The following is a 16,511-nucleotide window of genomic DNA, read 5'->3' as shown; positions in this document are numbered from 1 at the left end:
ATCGGGCAATCGATTCGTCTAGGTCACAAACGAATGTTGCATCGGAGCTCTGCCGAACGATTTAGCCGGAGCGAGAGCAAGGGTTCCGCTATGGCTTACGCAAGACTCACTCGGCAGCTTCGGTCTTCACTTCTGGTGGCCGCCATCCTCCCGTATTCGACGGCGGCGCTGTGCGAATCCATATCGAGGCCGCCCACGTACGACGATCTCCCACGGACAATAGACGTAGAAATCACACGAACCCGCTTCCACATCCCGCATATCAAGGCGAATGATTTCCGAAGTCTCGGCTTTGGAGTCGGGTATGCGTACGCAGAGGATAATATCTGTCTACTTGCGGAAACGTTGCTGACGGTGCGGGGTGAACGATCCAAATATTTCGGCCCAGATGCTGTATCCGCGGGATCGGGTGTCAGCAATATCGACAGCGACACCTTCTACCGAGCCTACCTGAACCGCGAGACGATCAATCCGATTTATGCCGGTATCTCGAATGACGCTCGTGACCTCATTCGCGGCTATGCCGATGGCTATAATCGATACATCCGGGTTACATCACCAACCGCGCTCCCCGTTGCATGCAGGGGCTCAGAGTGGGTCACAAGCGCATCAGAGGCAGACATTCATCGCCTGATGGCCGACAAAATGATCTTGGCGAGCGCAGGTGGGATGATTCCGTTGGTGGTACGCGCATCACCACCGTCCGACAGTGCGGAACCGATCCCGCACATGGACAGGCAAAAAGAGGAGGTTCCTGGCAGCAACGGCTATGCCATCGGGAAAGACCTCTCGAATGATCGATCAGGAATACTCATCGCCAATCCGCATTTTCCTTGGGAAGGATCCAACCGGTTTTACGAAATGCACCTTACGGTGCCGGGAAAACTGGACGTAATGGGCGCCACGATCTTGCCGTTCCCAATGGTGGTGATCGGATTCAACCGCGACGTGGCGTGGACACATACAGTGTCTACGGGGCAGCGTAGCACCCTCTATGAGCTTGAGCTCGTCCCGGGAAATCCGCTCCGCTACGTCTATGACGGACAGGAGGAGCCGATTGTCGAGCGGCGCGTCACGGTGGATGCTCGATTTCCCGATGGCTCACATCGACGCCTCGATCGCTCGATCTACATGACGCGCTTCGGCCCCATTGTGATGAATCCGGAGCGCGGTCTAGCCTGGTCGAAGACGCATGCTTACGCCGTGCGCGATGCCATGCTTCCCAACGCAAGAGCGCTGGACCAGTGGCTGGACCTCAGCCAGGCAAAAGATGTCAAAGCTGTCGCGCAATCGTTGACCGCCATCCACGGTACGCCTTGGGTCAACACAATTGCCGCCGACCGCGCTGGCAATACGCTTTATGCCGACCTCTCAATTGTGCCGAACGTTCCGGATGAGATGCTCAAGCGATGCAGACCGCGGACAATTGATCAGGCTGGCTCGGCTCAGACAGGTGAAATCGTGTTAGATGGATCCAGAAGCCAATGCGCCTGGGTGATGTCACCGGGAACGCGCCAAGATGGGGTGTTGCCAGCCTCAAGCATGCCGCTAGTCATGCGGAGGGACTATGTCTTTAACAGCAACGACTCGTTTTGGCTCGCCAATCCTGATCAGCCGCTCACAGGCTATCCGGCAGTTGTAGGCGAGGTCGGAGTTGAACAGGGCTTCCGAACGCGCATGGGTTATAAGCAACTCCGCGAACTTATCGAGCAGAAGAAAGGGAAGATCACGGCCGACGATCTGCGCCTGATGATCATGAGTGATCGAAATTTCGCAGCGGAGCTTATTCTCGATTCCGTGCTGGAAATCTGCGAAACTGCTAATGCGCAGGAAGCGTCAACCGGACAGGATGCATGCGCGGCGCTCAAGGTTTGGGACCGGCGCGATGATGCGACAAGCCGCGGTGCCGCTCTGTTTCGGGAGGTTTTGCGGCAGCTGAACCACAGGACTGATCTGTGGTTGCACCCTTTCGACCCAGCTGATCCGCTTCGGACGCCGACAGGCCTCGCCGTGGAACGCTCTTCCGTGAGAGACGCCGTTCTCGCCGCGATCGCGAAGGCCGGCAAGCAGTTCGATGCTCTCGGCATACAGCTCGACGCAAGCCTCGGATATCTTCAAACCCGACCTAGCACAGTCGGATCTATCCCATTGAACGGCGGGCTCGGTGATGCCGGCGTGCTCAACCTCATGCACCTTGGCCCATTGCAACGCGGCGGTTACGCCAATCGCACCATTGGCGGTTCGAGCTACATGCAAGCCGTCACCTGGGATGAGAACGGTCCCGTTGTCCAAGCCCTCCTCGCTTACGGACAATCGTCGGACCCTGCCTCTCCGCACTTTGCCGATCAAACGCTGCTTTTCCTCATCAAGGAGTGGCCCCGCCGTCCATTCTCCCCTGACGAAATCGCACGAGAGCGAGCAGCCTATCTCCACCTAAAGCAATAGGCGAACACAAACGGCGGCAATGCGCTGGGAAGTCAATCAGCGATGAACATATTGCGGGCGCGGGGAGCCGCAGGGAGAGGTTCGTCGATCCGCACTAGCCGCGATCAACTCAGAATCCTGTCGTCTCCGACGGAGGAAGGGGAGCGTATGTGTGTCAAGGAAATGAAACAGAACTAAGCATCAGCGTGGCCCAGCGACAAAGACACGATCGCTAGAGCGCAGCAGCTACTCTTCCTCCGTCCGACCTGGCTTTCGATCCACTACGATACCGGCATTCACCAGATCCCCTAACATGGGAGCGAGCCTCTCAACGTCGCCGAGCTTGCGACAGATCCCCGCTCGCCCGGGAGCGGCGCCAAGCCAAGCTTCGAATTCCTGCAACAGCACTTCATCGTCAGGGCGTTCGCGCAGCTTGTCAAGCCACGTCAAAGCGTCGTTCCAGTCACGATCCCTAAGGGCGTCAGTCATTCCTGCCATACATAGTCTTAAACAAGGGGTGGGTGGACTGGTTTCTTCCAACATTTATGCCATAGGGATGTGGCGGCGAAAAGGCAATATGACTAATCAATCGGAAAGCTTATTGTTCGATTGTGTCAGATCAGGAAGTTGCTGAGCCAGATGCCGCATAGCGTTTCGCACGAGCTGATCCACTCGTGCGACTGAAATATCCAAAATATCGGCGATTTCTCTCAGGCGAAGACCTTGCACCTTGTGCATAGTAAATGCTGCCCGGGTACGGGGTGGGAGTTCTTTCAATGCTTGTGCGATGAGATCCAGCTGCTGCCGTTCCATCGCGGCTTGCTCTGGCGAAACGCCGCCTGGCTGTAGATCAAGCTGCTCCACGGGCGCGTAGCGCTGACGCTCAAGTGAGCGGCTGCGAATGCGGTCGATCGCAAGATTGCGCACGACGCCGAAGATATAAGCATGAAGATCACGTATCTCTCCTCGAGGACCGGTCGTCCAACGCGGATCATCCAGCCTGATGGTAGAGATGCGGATGAAGGCATCCTGCACGACCTCTTCCGCGAGATCCGAGCCCACGCGGCTCGCGGCATAGTCGAGGAGATCGGCGCGGCGGCTCAGGAAGGTACCTATAGCTCTGCGATCCTGATCCATCTATCCCATCCCGCACAAACGCCGCATTGCGAGCACCCTGCCCGAAAGAGTACGGTGGCGGTCGGAGGGTACAAAACATGAGTGGAAGTGACAACTTCAGTAAATACTATCTTGACGGGTACTATTTAGAATAGAAATAAAGCGGCCCATGGACGGAGACCGTGCATTGCTCTTTCATCGGCTGTTGAGCGTTATACAATAGCCCCTGTCACGGTGAGACAAGACGACGTTCCGTCTGGGAGGTCTTTCCGAACGCCCTCAATTTTAAGCTTCGATCAGGAAGATGCGGTGTTGGGGCCAGGAGCCCAGTAAGTGACAATCCGCTCCATGTCGGGACGGCGTCGATCCGATGGTGTCGTTGTCGGCGTCCCTATATGGAGAATTCCGGCAATCTTCTCTCCCACCTGAGCGCCCAGCACATGCGATGCGGCGGGACTATAGGCAGCCCAACCCGTCAGCCAGATTGCGCCGAATCCGCTCGCGCGCGCGGCAAGAAGCAGGTTCATACAGACCGCTCCGGCGGACAGCACTTGCTCCCATTCCGGTATCCTTGAAGCTGGGTCCGGGCGACTGACTACAACAACGATAAGGGGCGACTTCTCCAGCGTCTCACTGATTGAACTGCAAGCCTTTTCAATTTGCGCAGAGTCACCGGATGCATTTTCTGCGGCGTAGCTCTTGGACAGGCGTCTGGCGAGATCAGACTTGGCCCGGTCTTCGACAACAATGAAACGCCAAGGTTCCAAAGCTCCGTGATCCGGCACTCGTGCCGCAATACTCAGGATTCTCTCGACCTCCGCCCGCGTCGGAGCAGGCTGGGTCAGCCAGGGTAAGGGCACTGAGCGTCGCTCTTCCAAAGCTGAGAGCATGCAGTCGAGTGGGACAGCTTCCTTGGTCGCTCCATTATCGGTTGCACTCATTTGATCTAATCCTCACCACTCGTCTTTTGGGTACTGTTGCGGGTTGGATGCTATTGTGCCGCTTGCATAGCATCCTTGGGCCGTCCGGCGCCGGGCAGCGTATGCGCCTCAAGCCAATCGACGACGTGCTCGCACCCGGTCTGACTGAGAAACCGCTCCGACATGGCAGCCATATTCTGTCGGATAGTGTCGCCTTGGGCGGCTTGAACCAGCTCGGCAATGTCATCACTCGTGACCGTCGAAATATCACCACGCAGACCAAGCCGGTGAAAAACAACTCGGGCGGCAGTCCCCGGCTGATCGAGCCAGCAGGGGAAGATGACCATCGGCACCCCCAGAATCGTAGCCTCCCTCACCGAGCTGAAGCCGCCATGCGTGATGAATAAAGCTGCACGGCGCAAGAGAGCAATCTGAGGCGTGGCCTTCGCAAGCACGATGTGGCCAGGTACAGGCCCGAGCTCGTCTTCCGTCACTGCATCTCCGATTTGCACGACGAGCTGCCAATCTGTCCGATCTTTGAATGCCTCGACCACAGCGCCGAAAAGTCTTTTGGCATTCGGATAGGCTTTACTATAGGTCCCCAGCGAGCAATACAGCAGAGGTTTGTCATCGTTGATCTGCGACCAGTCGAACTCAATGTCCTGCCGATCCAGATCCACGCAACTGCCCGCGTAAATGCGCCCGTTCGTTCGTGACGCGCCGGGGAAATCAAACTCGTCCGGGGCGAGCACAACTTCCGGGGCGATCAACCGTGGCCCATACTCGCCGATGGCGAGGCGACCGCCATTTTGTGCCACAATCGACCTTGCTCGATATCGAGACGCGCGCCGCGGCCCCATGATGGCAACGCGGTTAACGTCCTCACGTATTTGAGACCACGACTCTCTGAGGAGAATTGGTATCCAGGCCGTCACGTTCCTAAGCCGCTGAAACAGTCGCGAGCCGTCATTTGGTAACATATCCGAAAAGACCGGAGGCAAATCGAGATTGAACCTCCATGCAAGCGTCGTGTTTAGACCAACTACAGGAACACGATTCGCCAAGAGAGGGCCGGCATACCGCCACATGAGGGGATCAAGGAGCGCAATGGCCTTGATCTGTTCGTCGGCAGAGGAGAGAATATCGCGGAACGCTCGGTAGCCTGCCTTAAATCGCGAGCGCTTTTCGCGCCACTTTCGAAACAACCGGAATCGCAAGACCTCCTTCGGTGACTCGGGGGGACTTACGATCAGATATTCGAGGCCTTGGGCGATGACATGCTCAGAATGGTCCTTCGGTCCCAGATAAGCGACCCGATATCCTCTCGCCCGCAACTCCTTCGCCAGAACAAAGCTGGCGTTGAACGCACCACGTTCGGGCAGCAGCACAAACAAGACCGTCCCTTTATCCAGTTCCATTCTCACTGCCTTCAACAGCCCGGTGCTGCCGCTCTGTCTAGCCTCAAGTCGCAATCTGAAGACGAACCAGGCTCGGAATTTTCAAGGGGGTGGCAAGAACTTTGACCGTGCCGGATCATACGGTGCTCATCCACTGCTACGGGCGTTCTGTAACAGCGGGCTTCGAGACCGTTCGGCATACGCATCCGAGTAAATAGCGTCTTGGTTGTGTAACATGTCGGCCTTATAGCCGGATCGTATTTTCCTATGCCGGACCTGGGTCAGAAACGTCCAAACGCATCTCTTCCGGCATTTCCTGCCTGAGCCGCGGCCCCTTGGCGAGACGCCGGCCGAGCACTTCGAGGAACTTGTCGTAGCGCTCGCTGCCCTTGGCGCGGGTTGCGGCGGCCTGGGCGGTTTCGGGAAGCGATGCGGTCGAGGTGAGCCAGGAGCGCATGAAGATGGCGAAGGCTTCGTTGGCGATGCCGATGTCGCGTTCGAGGCGCTGGACGTTGCGATCGATGCGGTCAAGGCGCTTGGCGATGGCTGCTTCCTGCCGCTCGTCGGCATCTGGCGAGAGGAAGGAGGCGATGGCCGCCTCGGCAATCAGTGAGCGCGACTGCTCGCGCCGGTCTGCGAAGTCAGCGAGCAGGCGCATGAGTTCCGGATCGAGATAGACGGACAGCCGCTTCTTCTTGTCAGGGCGCAGGTCGTGGCGGTGCGGCATTGCTCAAATCTCCATGCCGTCGCCGGGGTCCATCGCGATCCGCCGCGCCATCTGGCGCATGTTGCGGGCGAGATCGCGATTGGTCGCGGCATCGTCCTGCGGTTGGTCCTGATCGGGATCGAACTCGTTGGCTGGCTGTTTGCTCGGCTCCGGTGCGATGTCCTTGTGCTCCTCGAGGCCGGGCTCACGGCGCAGCCCGGCATTGGCCGGATCATCGTCCTGCTTCGCGGCAGCTGCCTTTGCAGAGCCGGTGGCCGTCGGCGCGACCGGGGAACCGGCGGATGCATTAGTTGCCGCGGCGGCCGCTGCGATCGGCTTCAGCGGCGACCAGTCGTCGGGCTTGGGCGGGAAGCCGGCATTCGGATTGTCCGGCACCGGCAGCAGACGTTCTTTGAAGCGTGCGTCTTCGTAGTAGCGCGCCTTCTTCGCCCGGACCGGCGGGATGCCGGCGACCATGACGATCTCGTCGTCGGGTGGGAGCTGCATGACTTCGCCGGGGGTGAGCAGCGGCCGCGCCGTCTCCGAGCGAGAGACCATGAGATGGGAGAGCCATGGCGCCAGCCGGTGGCCGGCATAGTTCTGCATGGCGCGCATTTCCGTCGCGGTGCCAAGCGAATCCGAAACACGCTTGGCCGTGCGTTCGTCATTGGTCGCGAAACTGACGCGGACATGGCAATTGTCAAGGACGCTGTTGTTGGCGCCGTAGGCCTTCTCGATCTGGTTGAGCGACTGCGCGATCAGGAATGCCTTGATGCCGTAGCCGGCCATGAAGGCGAGCGCCGACTCGAAGAAGTCGAGCCGGCCGAGCGCCGGGAACTCGTCGAGCATCATCAGGACTCGGTGGTTGCGATCCTTGGCGTGCAGATCCTCTGTCAGCCGGCGGCCGATCTGGTTGAGCACCAGGCGCACGAGAGGCTTGGTGCGGGAGATGTCGGAGGGCGGCACGACCAGGTACAGCGTGGTCGGCTTCTGCTCGGCGACGATGTCCGCGATGCGCCAATCGCAGCGGCTGGTGACGGCGGCGACCACCGGATCACGATAGAGGCCGAGGAAGCTCATCGCCGTGGAGAGCACGCCCGACCTTTCGTTGTCGGATTTGTTGAGCAGCTCGCGGGCCGCGCTGGCAATGACGGGATGCGGTCCCTTCTCACCGAGATGCGGCGTGGTCATCATGGCGGACAGCGTCGACTCGATCGGCCTTCGCGGATCGGAGAGGAAGGCGGCGACGCCGGCGAGCGTCTTGTCCTTTTCGGCGTAGAGGACATGGAGGATAGCGCCAACCAGCAACGAATGGGATGTCTTCTCCCAGTGGTTCCGCTTTTCCAGCGAGCCCTCGGGATCGACCAGCACGTCGGCGACATTCTGGACGTCGCGTACCTCCCATTCGCCGCGCCGCACTTCGAGCAGCGGATTGTAGGCGGCCGACTTCGTGTTGGTCGGGTCGAACAGCAGCACCCGGCCGAAGCGGGAGCGCAGGCCGGCAGTCAGTTCCCAGTTCTCGCCCTTGATGTCGTGGACGATGGCCGAGCTTGGCCAGGTGAGCAGGGTCGGCACAACAAGACCGACGCCCTTGCCGGAACGTGTCGGCGCAAAGCACAGCACATGCTCGGCGCCGTCATGGCGGAGGTAGTCATCCTCGTAACGGCCGAGAACCACGCCGTCGTCACCGAGCAGATGTCCTGTCTCGATCTCGTTGCGCTCGGCCCAGCGGGCGGAGCCGAAGGTGCGCACGTCCTTGGCCTCGCGCGCCCGGTAGATCGACATCATTATGGCGACCGCAATGGCAATCAGGCCGCCGGAAGCCGCGATCGCGCCGCCCTCCATGAAGACATGCGGCGCATAGGCGTCGAAGAAGTACCACCACCAGAAAAACGCCGGCGGATAGTAGACCGGCAACCCGGCGACCTCGAACCAGGGGGAGCCGAGCTGCGTCTGGAAGCCGAGCCGCCAGGCCGTCCACTGCGTCGCGCCCCAGACCGCGACGAGCACGATCGTGAACACGACGATGATCTGGCCCCAGAGGACGCGGGTGGCGGACACGGCTGCGCTGACCTCGCTGCGACGACTGAAAATGTCGAAGAAGGGCCAGGAATCCGCAGGATTCAACCCAATTTGGCGGCCGATCGCAGTGCAGCGAAGGCGTCGCGGAAAATACTTGCCCGTCGCGGCGGCCTGACCTCAGGCGGCGCCTGCCCGCACTCCGATCCGAATCGTCGGCAACCTGAGCTACGGCAGGAATGGGACGATCTCGACGACCTCGCGCGAGGCGGCGATGCTCGACGGCCCTTTGTTGAGCAGTGCGAGCAGCCGTTCGGCGGTGAGCGGAGCGATTTCGATCTTCTCGATCGACCAGGGCGCAGGAACGCTCTCGCACTCGTCCCAGGTCTTCAACAGGTCGCGCCTCAGCTCGTGTACAGCCTCGCGCGCGGCCTCCTGTGTGGTGAAGAGCTCCGGTCCCTCAATTCCGAACTCCACGGCGTAGTAGCTTGTTGGGAACGTCTCGGCCATCTCAGCTCCTTTTGTGTCACTACGCGGAGAATGATGGCCAATGCTCTGCCGCGCACCTGTAGAATTCTACAGTTGGCGGGGCGTGGGTGGTGGCGAAAACCAGGGGAATGGGGCGGTCACAGCCCCAACCCGCGCTTTCGTCCGAAGGACCAGTCCACGCCGCCATCGCCGCGAGCGACGCCGGAGATGTGCTGGCCGATGTGCTTGTCGATCGACGGCGTCCAGGGCACGAGCTTGAAGCCGAGCCCGTCATCGATCATGGCGAAGCGGCCTGAGGAGAGCGCGAAGCGCTGGCGGTAGGTGCCGGCGACATACTCGCCGGCGGCGGATTGCTGGAACGGCATGTTCGTCTCGCTGGCGAGTTTTTGGCCGAGCGCATCCAGCTCCCGCTGCCGAAGCGTGGCGAGCAGGTTACGGGCGAAGACGACGCGCTGACCCTCGCGCCGCGCCAGCCCTTCCTCGATCAGGTGCTCGGTGCGGGCCTCCATCGCCTGCTTCACCTCCAGGCCGAAGCCACCGCCAAGATCGACCGGATCTCGGACGATGAGCTGACGGTCGAGCCAGGTGGCGCCTTCCGCCGTGGCCTGTGTCTCGATCGAGAGGTCCGAGCGGACGGCGAGCGCGACACGTCGCTCGCCCTTCGCATCGTCAAAGCTACGCAGTTCAACGATGGAGCCGGGCGCAGAATCTCCTGCCGCCTCGATATTCGGCAAATGGATGTGATGCATGCGGCCGTCGATGCCGTCGACCACCGCCCAGGCGGTGCCGCGCAGTTCGTCGTCGAGGCCGCGCTCCACGAGGCGGCCGATGACCGGCTGACCATGTGTCTCTCCCGACAGGACATAGTCGGCCGGGCCGCGGTCAATACCCTGTTCCGACAAAGCGCGGTGCATGCGCTTGATGATGTCCCCGCGTTGGCCGAGCTCGCGCAGGGTCGCCTCAGCCTCGTCGGCGATGATCCATTGGCCGGGGCCGATGGTCTCGGCCAGGCCGAGGCGTTCGAGGTGCCGGAGTCGACTGACCTTCTGCGTCAGGTAGTCGTCGGGCTGGCGATCAGGAGATGGCGCAACATCGATGACACCATGCTCGTTCCTGTCACGGACAAGTTGGCGGTCGAGCTGCGTCCAGCGCTCGGCCTCGATCTGCCGATCCAGCGAGCGGCTGATGTCGAGATCGGTCCGTTGTCCCAGTTCCTGCGTGACCAGATCCTGCGCCCGGTCGCGCATACCGCTCTTGATGTAGTCGCGGTCGATAACGAGGTCCTGGCCGTCGTCGGTGCGGCCACGCAGGATGACATGGACATGCGGATTGTCGGTGTTCCAGTGATCGACGGCGACCCAGTCGAGTTTCGTGCCCAGATCCTTCTCTGCCTGCGCCATCAACTCGCGGGCGAAGCGCTTCAGGTCCTCCAGGTCGGTGGCGTCTTCGGGCGAGACGATGAAGCGGAAGTGGTGGCGGTCGTCCTTGCAGCGCTCGGTAAAATCCTTCGCGTCGGCGTCGTCGGTGTCCGGACCGAACATCCTCGCGCGTTCGCCATCACGGGTGACGCCATCGCGGCGGAGGTAATTGAGATGCCGGGTAAGCGGGCCGCGTTCGCCCCTGTTGCGGACGACGAGCGCCTTGACGGTGCAGAAGCGCGTGCGGCTGGTGATGAGACGATTGGCGCGTATGCAAGCCACCCGGCCGCGCGCGAAACTCGACCCCCGACCACGGCCGGAGGCGATCTTTCCGGATCGCGAGACGCGCCCGCCGGCTTTCTGCGCGGCGGCGAGCGCCTGGGCGACGAAGGGCTTTGCCCGCTGCGCCTTCGAGGTGCGGATGCGGCCTGGCCGGACGCGGAAATCGTCGTCGTGGCTCATGGCGCAAAAAACGGCGATGTGCGATCTGCTCTGAAATCGCTGAACAAATAAATGGAGCGCACCTCGCGCTCATGATCCGCGATGTGCGGAAAATTCAAAAAAGGCGAATCAAACCAACCGACCGTCCGAGCCGCGATGTGCGGTTTTTTATCTTGCCTTACTTTACGGTCGGTTCCGGCTACCCCGCAGCGTCCCGCAATGCCTGCGATTGCACACCCAACTATGCGAAAAAGCTCGATATTCAATGCTGGTCTCCTTCCGCTTCCGGCCGGAGCACGAACAGATCATTCGAGGATGGCACTAGTGCTGAGAGATCGATGATCGCTTGACCGTTTGGAGGGCGACCGGAAGGAAGATCGGTGGCCGCCGGATCGTCTCCGGTGCGGACTGTCGAACGCGCAACGAAGAGCGGCGCACGGGACCATGCCCGTCGTGATGAACTGCCGACGGAAGGCGCGATGGCGACCGTTCCGTCGATCATCGGCGTAATCTTGGCGATGTAATCGATCGTCTCGGCCGGCAGCGCGCGGCCGGACGCGAGATGCGTATCGAAGCGCGCCGGGCCGGCATTGTAGGCGGCCAGCATCGCGGCAACCGAGCCGTAGCGGTCGTGCATCTCGCGCAGATAGGCCGCGCCCGCGAGGATGTTGTCGCGCGGCTGCCACGGGTCGTTTCCGAGACCATGCCTGGCTCGCAGTTCGGCCCATGTCGCAGGCATTACCTGCATCAGGCCGATCGCGCCCTTGGGCGAGAGCGCGGCCGGATCGTTGACGCTTTCAACGGCCATGACCGAGCGTATCCAGCGCTCGGGAATGGCGAAGCGCTTCGCGGCTTCCGCGATATGCGCAGCCCATGTATCGGACGATGATGCGCGGTCAGGCGGGCTGCCTCGCGTCGATGCGGTGGCCGTTGCCGGGTCGCCGGGAGATTGTTCGGCCGACGCGGGAGCCGCCATCACGGTGATCATCGCACATGCGATCAGCATCGTCATGATCGACGGGACGGCAGCACTGGCACCGCCGTCCCGAACCGCCATCAGCCTGCCATCGTACTCGCTGCGGCCAAGGGCAAGGCTGCGCTGGCGGCCCACATTTTCCGGACGGGCATCGTGGGAAGATGTGTCCGAAAGCCGGAAAACAGACCGCCGCCCTTGACCTTCGCTGCGCGCGATGGCCGCCCGATGGCGATCGGGTCGAGGGGATTGACCGGCACTCGATCGATCAAGGGGATTGAGCCTGAAGATTGGCGAGAACGATGGCCGCGCATGACTTGTCATGCCTCGCCGTCGTTCTTCTTCCTGCGCGTCCAGTGCAGGTGCCACGTATTCTTTTTGGTGTCAGACTCGAACAAGCGAGCGCGGATCGGCTCGACGAAGGATGGATCGTCGATCGTCACCGATAGATAGGCGCCGGCCTTGTCGCCGGTGCGATTCCAGGCTGCGCCAACCTCCATCCCGTCCATGAAGACACGATGCTCGGGGGCATTTTCCGCGTCCGATCCTTCGGTAGGAAGAACGGTCATTTCGACATCAAGAGTGAGCGTGCGGACGCGGCCGAAGAAGCCGTCGTCGTTGCGGGTGAATGTACCAATCTGGGCCACGATGTTTTTCCTTTTGCGGTTGGAGAAGCGAGCCGTCACGGCTCGTCGGAGACCGGCTCGCGGAAGCTCTCCGCGGCCGGATCGGGATCGTCGGTCGTCCAGACGGGGATGGCGCGGCCGACGACGGTTGAGAGAGGAAGTGGCCCGAAATAGCGGCTGTCGAAGCTGTCGGGACTGTCCCAGTTCATGAAGAAGGCTTCGCCGTTCCGCAGCGTCCGGCAGCCTTGCCAGGCGGGCAGCGGGCGGCCACGCGTGTCGCGATCATGGGCCTCGCCATAGGTCGTGCCGTAGGCGAGGATCTCCGCGCCCGATCGGCAGACGGTGGTGCCGGAGAGCGCCAGCACGCGCTTGATGAGCGGCAAGCCGCGCGGCAGGTAGCCACGCGCGCCGAGGAAGGCCGCGAGCTTGCCGGGCGGCATGACGACGGCGAGATCGGTGACCTCGATGCGCGTTACCGGGACGATGCGGTAGAGACCAATGGGAACGCTGGCCGAAGCATTCCAGATGAAGCGGATATCGGGCCGGCTCCAGACGGGCGCTGTGATCAGCGCCGCGCCGGTGAGCATGGTGAGAAGCGTCAGGCGGCGCGGGGTCATGACAGCACCTCGCGGCGGCGCAGCCATGCGCGGTGCTGTGTGAGCGTGTAGGTCCGGAACGGTTCATGGACGGCGATGCGATTGGCGATGTGTCGCCAATGGTCCGGCGCGACGTCCGCGGGATCGATGCCGAGCGCTTCGATCGCATCGATCGCCTGCAGCACCATCTCGACCTTCGGCCAGCCGGTGAGCCTAAGCAGGATCTCGCCGCCAGGTCTCACGAAAGGCAGCGTCTGGAACGGCACGCCGGAGACAACGGCGCGCACGATATCGATGCGCGAGATGATCGTTCCGTATTCGTTTCCGGCCCACCGCACGAAGGCGAAGATGCTCCCCGGCTGCAAGCTGACGATGCGTCGATGACGATCGAGGCGCTGCTCTTCAGCTATCCGACCGAAGCGAATCCAATGTTCGATCCGCTTCTCACGCCATGTCAGTTCGACCGACGTGAGATCGGAATTATGATCCGATTGCATGTGCGCCGTCATGGCCGCGCCCCTTCCGGAAAGGGTGGCGTGGTCCTGCCTGGCAAAGCGGCGGTGGCGAAGCGTGTCGTTGAATGGCGTAGGAAATCGTAGTGTAACTGTGGTCCTTGCAATCTGTTCGATTGCTCGACGGCAGACGCGCAAACAAACAATCCACAGGACGCGCAATCATGCGTTTGCGTTAGCAAGAATCCGAAGGATTCTATGTTAGATAAGTTAGCAGCGCGAATTTCTCTTCTGCGCCAATAGGCTATACCCTGTTTGGGTTCCCGGAATGACGTGCGGCGGGTTACCGGAATGACGTCTCCGCGGGTTACCGAAATGACGACATGATTCACAGGTTTTCCCCCGCGTTTGTGCGTCGCGTCCGTGGGACGTTCGCCTTGAAGGAAAGCAATGGCTCGCCGTTACGATCCTGCCCGAGCGAAAGCCGATAGCCGGGCAAGGGCTGGCGGCGCACGATGTCGCGGATGTCGAAGGCGAAACGCTTGTAGGGCGAGAGGCAGCCGGACTTCAGGTAGAGGTGGCGCAGGTGGAACGACCAGCCATGCGCCTGCTGCCCGCCATGCTTTCGCACCAGCCGATAGAGCCAGCGCTCGATGCCACCCATCAGGTCGAAATAAGACCGGTCGATCGTCAGCACGAAGGCGTCGGTCATGACGCCTGCGTAGAACCAATCCGGCAGCACCATCTCGATACCGAGCGGACGGCCTTTCGCGTCGGCGCGTTCCTTCCACTCGTTGATCCAGGAGAAGCGGTGCATGCGCCGCTCATTGGTCTGGCGGATGGTGGTTGCAACCGTCGTCGACTGGAGGCGATCGAAAGCGGATTTGAGGAGGTGATATTCGCGCGCCGATGTTCCGCGACCGATGAAGGCCAGGATCTCGTGCGGGGTCGCGATCATATGGCGTGAGGTGAGCAGGCCGTGATCGCGCGCATCGACGATCTGGCTGGCGGCCCAGATCAGGATGTCGGCGTCCCAGATGGTCGCCATGCCGTGCTCGGCGGTCGCCTCGACGCGGATCGCTGTCTGCCCCATCCGGAAATCGATCGGCTTGATCCGACGGGCCTTGGCGAGCGAAAAGAACGGCCAGGACATCAGGTCCTGCGTGTCGCGCGCCGCAATGTCGCCGGAGCGGGCGTAGAACAGCTCCAGTTGCTGGCTTTGATGTGGGCGGCGCGCGGACATGGAGACGGACACCACGACGATCAGCGTGCCGCAGCGGCGACATGAGGTGTCGTCGGGGCTTCAGGCGTGCGGTTACCAGGGGCGGCTTGCGAGGTGGACTGGCGGGCGCAGGCGTCGACCCAGGCATGCAGGTCGGCGACGGCATAGACGACGCGGCCGCCGAGCTTGTGGAAGATCGGCCCGGTGCCGTCGCAGCGATGCTTCTCGAGAGTGCGCGGAGAAAGATCGAGAAGGCGCGCGGCCTCGGGCGTGCGTACGAAGCGCGGCCAGTTGCTGTCGGTTTTGTTATCCATGATCGAGCTCCGTCGCATGAGCCGGCAAAGCGGCGTGTCGATTGCGACGATGGCGGAAAATCCGCGGCCCGGCGGAGTGACAAAAATCGAGCCCTCTAAGGAAAGTGTCTCCCCTCGCGATGGGAGGTGGATCGGCTCGCACACGCTGGAGACGGGGCGATTTCGAAGGGGCTAGCCTTAGACAGAACCAGCCGGCCAAGGCAGAACAGCGACCGCCGGCCGAACCACCATTTCGCCCTCTTATTCGTTATGTAATGTTATAATATTGCATTTCTGGCGCATTCCGGTATTTGGGTAAGGGATCGGAGATATCCCAATGATGCATATGCGATTTTCCGCCGGGGCGATGATCGCCCTTCTTGCTTTCACGCCCTCAATGGCGTCGGCCTATGGTCTGTGGACCGCACGGCGGGCCGGCGAGACCGTTATCGTCTATGGCAAGGGGCCTGCGGACAGATCCTATGATCCGTCTGTCATCCGCTCCGTGGTCGCTCTCGATGCCGATGGCGAGACCGTGTCGACGACGATCGAGCCGCATGAGAAGCGCGTCACGGTCGATGCGGGAAGTGACGCGGCCATCTTCCTCGTCCACGGCGACATGGGGATCTTCAGTCAGGATGCCGAAGGCTACTGGCGCAAAGGCGCAAAGGCCAATGTCGCCGGCTCGAAGGTCACGCAGCGGTTTCTCAAATACGGCGTCTCCGTCACGCACCTTCATGGTGACCTTCCGAAGTTGCCGGCACAGACCCTGCAAATCCTGCCGGTAACGTCCTGCCACCGATCACGGGAACACAATATGAGGCCGGCATCCGGCAGGAGCTGTTCGATGGACGGCTGATGGTTTCAGCCGCCGCGTTCCACATCCTGCGTGAGAACGTGGCGATTTCACAGCGAACCGAAGACGGTCGTCGCTATTCCATCGCAGCCGGCGAGACACGCTCGCGTGGTTTCGAGCTCGAAGCGGTCGGCAAGATCACGGACTCGTGGAAGCTCTATGCCGGCTATGCCTTTACCGACGCGCGCATCCTCAAGGCAAGCATCAACGAAGGCAACGTCATCGCTAACACGCCCCGACACAAGTTCAATCTATGGACCAGTTACGCCTTTCGGGGTGGCATGCTCGAAGGATTGGAAATCGGAGGCGGCGTGACGGTCTCGAGCAAGTTCTACGACAACGCCAATGTGATCGAGGCTCCGTCCTTCGTCACGGTCGATCTCGGGGCGAGCTACAAGGTGAATGACAATTTCGGCGTGTCGGTGAAGGTCAACAACCTCTTCGACGAAAAATATTATAGCAGCGTCGGCACGACCTCTCAGGACAACTACTACGGGGAGCCAAGAAACGTGCTGGTGCAGGCGAAAGCGACATTTTAGAGGTATGCCGGGACGCGAATATAA

At 61.2% G+C, this 16,511-nt stretch carries 19 protein-coding genes; 3 read left to right on the top strand and 16 right to left on the bottom strand.

Annotation, left to right across the window (positions count from 1 at the left end; all coding sequences use genetic code 11):
• The first annotated feature begins 90 nt into the window (after positions 1-90).
• On the top strand, positions 91-2,445 hold the full coding sequence (locus ACYJL1_RS05865; protein WP_460897463.1) for an acylase: 2,355 nt from the start codon (positions 91-93) through the stop codon (positions 2,443-2,445).
• A 225-nt stretch (positions 2,446-2,670) separates the two neighbouring features.
• On the opposite strand, the gene ACYJL1_RS05860 is transcribed toward ACYJL1_RS05865, so the two are convergent.
• The 16 genes from ACYJL1_RS05860 to ACYJL1_RS05785 all read right to left on the bottom strand — a co-directional run bounded on the left by ACYJL1_RS05860 (position 2,671) and on the right by ACYJL1_RS05785 (position 15,113).
• Positions 2,671-2,913, bottom strand: coding sequence for a hypothetical protein (locus tag ACYJL1_RS05860; protein ID WP_460897462.1), 243 nt, complete (start codon positions 2,911-2,913; stop codon positions 2,671-2,673).
• Between the two features lie 96 nt (positions 2,914-3,009).
• Positions 3,010-3,561, bottom strand: a complete 552-nt coding sequence (locus tag ACYJL1_RS05855; protein WP_460897461.1) for a sigma-70 family RNA polymerase sigma factor — start codon at positions 3,559-3,561, stop codon at positions 3,010-3,012.
• A gap of 275 nt (positions 3,562-3,836) precedes the next feature.
• Complete coding sequence (locus ACYJL1_RS05850) at positions 3,837-4,481, bottom strand: nitroreductase family protein (protein ID WP_460897460.1); 645 nt, start codon at positions 4,479-4,481, stop codon at positions 3,837-3,839.
• A 50-nt stretch (positions 4,482-4,531) separates the two neighbouring features.
• Positions 4,532-5,878 carry a nucleotide disphospho-sugar-binding domain-containing protein gene (locus ACYJL1_RS05845; RefSeq protein WP_460897459.1) on the bottom strand — a complete coding sequence of 449 codons (1,347 nt, stop codon included), beginning with the start codon at positions 5,876-5,878 and terminating at the stop codon, positions 4,532-4,534.
• 244 nt (positions 5,879-6,122) lie between these two features.
• Positions 6,123-6,584 carry a CopG family transcriptional regulator gene (locus ACYJL1_RS05840; RefSeq protein ID WP_460897458.1) on the bottom strand — a complete coding sequence of 154 codons (462 nt, stop codon included), beginning with the start codon at positions 6,582-6,584 and terminating at the stop codon, positions 6,123-6,125.
• A gap of 3 nt (positions 6,585-6,587) precedes the next feature.
• Positions 6,588-8,624, bottom strand: a complete 2,037-nt coding sequence (locus tag ACYJL1_RS05835; RefSeq protein ID WP_460897946.1) for a conjugal transfer protein TraG — start codon at positions 8,622-8,624, stop codon at positions 6,588-6,590.
• A gap of 186 nt (positions 8,625-8,810) precedes the next feature.
• Positions 8,811-9,092: a hypothetical protein gene (locus tag ACYJL1_RS05830; protein WP_460897457.1), complete on the bottom strand. Its 282-nt coding sequence runs from the start codon at positions 9,090-9,092 to the stop codon at positions 8,811-8,813.
• Between the two features lie 116 nt (positions 9,093-9,208).
• Positions 9,209-10,951, bottom strand: coding sequence for a relaxase/mobilization nuclease domain-containing protein (locus ACYJL1_RS05825; RefSeq protein WP_460897456.1), 1,743 nt, complete (start codon positions 10,949-10,951; stop codon positions 9,209-9,211).
• A complete protein-coding gene (locus ACYJL1_RS05820; protein ID WP_460897455.1) occupies positions 10,948-11,196 on the bottom strand; it encodes a hypothetical protein in 249 nt (82 codons plus the stop codon). Before ACYJL1_RS05820 ends, ACYJL1_RS05825 begins: the two co-directional genes overlap by 4 nt.
• Positions 11,193-11,987 carry a lytic transglycosylase domain-containing protein gene (locus ACYJL1_RS05815; RefSeq protein WP_460897454.1) on the bottom strand — a complete coding sequence of 265 codons (795 nt, stop codon included), beginning with the start codon at positions 11,985-11,987 and terminating at the stop codon, positions 11,193-11,195. The genes ACYJL1_RS05820 and ACYJL1_RS05815 overlap by 4 nt, the downstream gene beginning before the upstream one ends.
• Entirely contained in the window at positions 11,987-12,175 is a 189-nt protein-coding gene (locus tag ACYJL1_RS05810) for a hypothetical protein (RefSeq protein WP_460897453.1), read from the bottom strand. Before ACYJL1_RS05810 ends, ACYJL1_RS05815 begins: the two co-directional genes overlap by 1 nt.
• Before the next feature lie 48 nt (positions 12,176-12,223).
• Entirely contained in the window at positions 12,224-12,550 is a 327-nt protein-coding gene (locus ACYJL1_RS05805) for a DUF736 domain-containing protein (RefSeq protein WP_460897452.1), read from the bottom strand.
• Between the two features lie 35 nt (positions 12,551-12,585).
• Entirely contained in the window at positions 12,586-13,146 is a 561-nt protein-coding gene (locus tag ACYJL1_RS05800) for a S26 family signal peptidase (RefSeq protein WP_460897451.1), read from the bottom strand.
• On the bottom strand, positions 13,143-13,634 hold the full coding sequence (locus ACYJL1_RS05795) for a DUF2840 domain-containing protein (protein WP_460897450.1): 492 nt from the start codon (positions 13,632-13,634) through the stop codon (positions 13,143-13,145). The genes ACYJL1_RS05800 and ACYJL1_RS05795 overlap by 4 nt, the downstream gene beginning before the upstream one ends.
• A gap of 331 nt (positions 13,635-13,965) precedes the next feature.
• Positions 13,966-14,820 carry a replication initiator protein A gene (locus ACYJL1_RS05790; RefSeq protein ID WP_460897449.1) on the bottom strand — a complete coding sequence of 285 codons (855 nt, stop codon included), beginning with the start codon at positions 14,818-14,820 and terminating at the stop codon, positions 13,966-13,968.
• A gap of 20 nt (positions 14,821-14,840) precedes the next feature.
• Entirely contained in the window at positions 14,841-15,113 is a 273-nt protein-coding gene (locus tag ACYJL1_RS05785) for a helix-turn-helix transcriptional regulator (RefSeq protein ID WP_460897448.1), read from the bottom strand.
• Positions 15,114-15,429: 316 nt separating this feature from the next.
• Here ACYJL1_RS05785 and ACYJL1_RS05780 point away from each other — a divergent pair, with 316 nt between their 5' ends.
• Both ACYJL1_RS05780 and ACYJL1_RS05775 read left to right on the top strand, forming a co-directional pair.
• A complete protein-coding gene (locus ACYJL1_RS05780) occupies positions 15,430-15,951 on the top strand; it encodes a hypothetical protein (RefSeq protein ID WP_460897447.1) in 522 nt (173 codons plus the stop codon).
• Complete coding sequence (locus ACYJL1_RS05775) at positions 15,885-16,487, top strand: TonB-dependent siderophore receptor (protein ID WP_460897945.1); 603 nt, start codon at positions 15,885-15,887, stop codon at positions 16,485-16,487. The genes ACYJL1_RS05780 and ACYJL1_RS05775 overlap by 67 nt, the downstream gene beginning before the upstream one ends.
• The last annotated feature ends 24 nt before the right edge of the window (positions 16,488-16,511 follow it).

Source organism: Phyllobacterium sp. K27 (genome assembly GCF_054796155.1).
The sequence above is the reverse complement of the archived record's forward strand: the minus strand, read 5'-3'. Positions and strand labels throughout refer to the sequence as shown.

Excerpts from the sequence above, each read along its gene's own strand:
- ACYJL1_RS05790 (WP_460897449.1), bottom strand. The coding sequence starts at position 14,820 with ATGTCCGCGCGCCGCCCACATCAAAGCCAGCAACTGGAGCTGTTCTAC.
- ACYJL1_RS05865 (WP_460897463.1), top strand. The coding sequence starts at position 91 with ATGGCTTACGCAAGACTCACTCGGCAGCTTCGGTCTTCACTTCTGGTG.
- ACYJL1_RS05815 (WP_460897454.1), bottom strand. The coding sequence starts at position 11,987 with ATGGCGGTTCGGGACGGCGGTGCCAGTGCTGCCGTCCCGTCGATCATG.
- ACYJL1_RS05825 (WP_460897456.1), bottom strand. The coding sequence starts at position 10,951 with ATGAGCCACGACGACGATTTCCGCGTCCGGCCAGGCCGCATCCGCACC.
- ACYJL1_RS05840 (WP_460897458.1), bottom strand. The coding sequence starts at position 6,584 with ATGCCGCACCGCCACGACCTGCGCCCTGACAAGAAGAAGCGGCTGTCC.
- ACYJL1_RS05855 (WP_460897461.1), bottom strand. The coding sequence starts at position 3,561 with ATGGATCAGGATCGCAGAGCTATAGGTACCTTCCTGAGCCGCCGCGCC.
- ACYJL1_RS05860 (WP_460897462.1), bottom strand. The coding sequence starts at position 2,913 with ATGACTGACGCCCTTAGGGATCGTGACTGGAACGACGCTTTGACGTGG.
- ACYJL1_RS05780 (WP_460897447.1), top strand. The coding sequence starts at position 15,430 with ATGATGCATATGCGATTTTCCGCCGGGGCGATGATCGCCCTTCTTGCT.
- ACYJL1_RS05850 (WP_460897460.1), bottom strand. The coding sequence starts at position 4,481 with ATGAGTGCAACCGATAATGGAGCGACCAAGGAAGCTGTCCCACTCGAC.
- ACYJL1_RS05830 (WP_460897457.1), bottom strand. The coding sequence starts at position 9,092 with ATGGCCGAGACGTTCCCAACAAGCTACTACGCCGTGGAGTTCGGAATT.
- ACYJL1_RS05795 (WP_460897450.1), bottom strand. The coding sequence starts at position 13,634 with ATGACGGCGCACATGCAATCGGATCATAATTCCGATCTCACGTCGGTC.
- ACYJL1_RS05845 (WP_460897459.1), bottom strand. The coding sequence starts at position 5,878 with ATGGAACTGGATAAAGGGACGGTCTTGTTTGTGCTGCTGCCCGAACGT.
- ACYJL1_RS05800 (WP_460897451.1), bottom strand. The coding sequence starts at position 13,146 with ATGACCCCGCGCCGCCTGACGCTTCTCACCATGCTCACCGGCGCGGCG.
- ACYJL1_RS05785 (WP_460897448.1), bottom strand. The coding sequence starts at position 15,113 with ATGGATAACAAAACCGACAGCAACTGGCCGCGCTTCGTACGCACGCCC.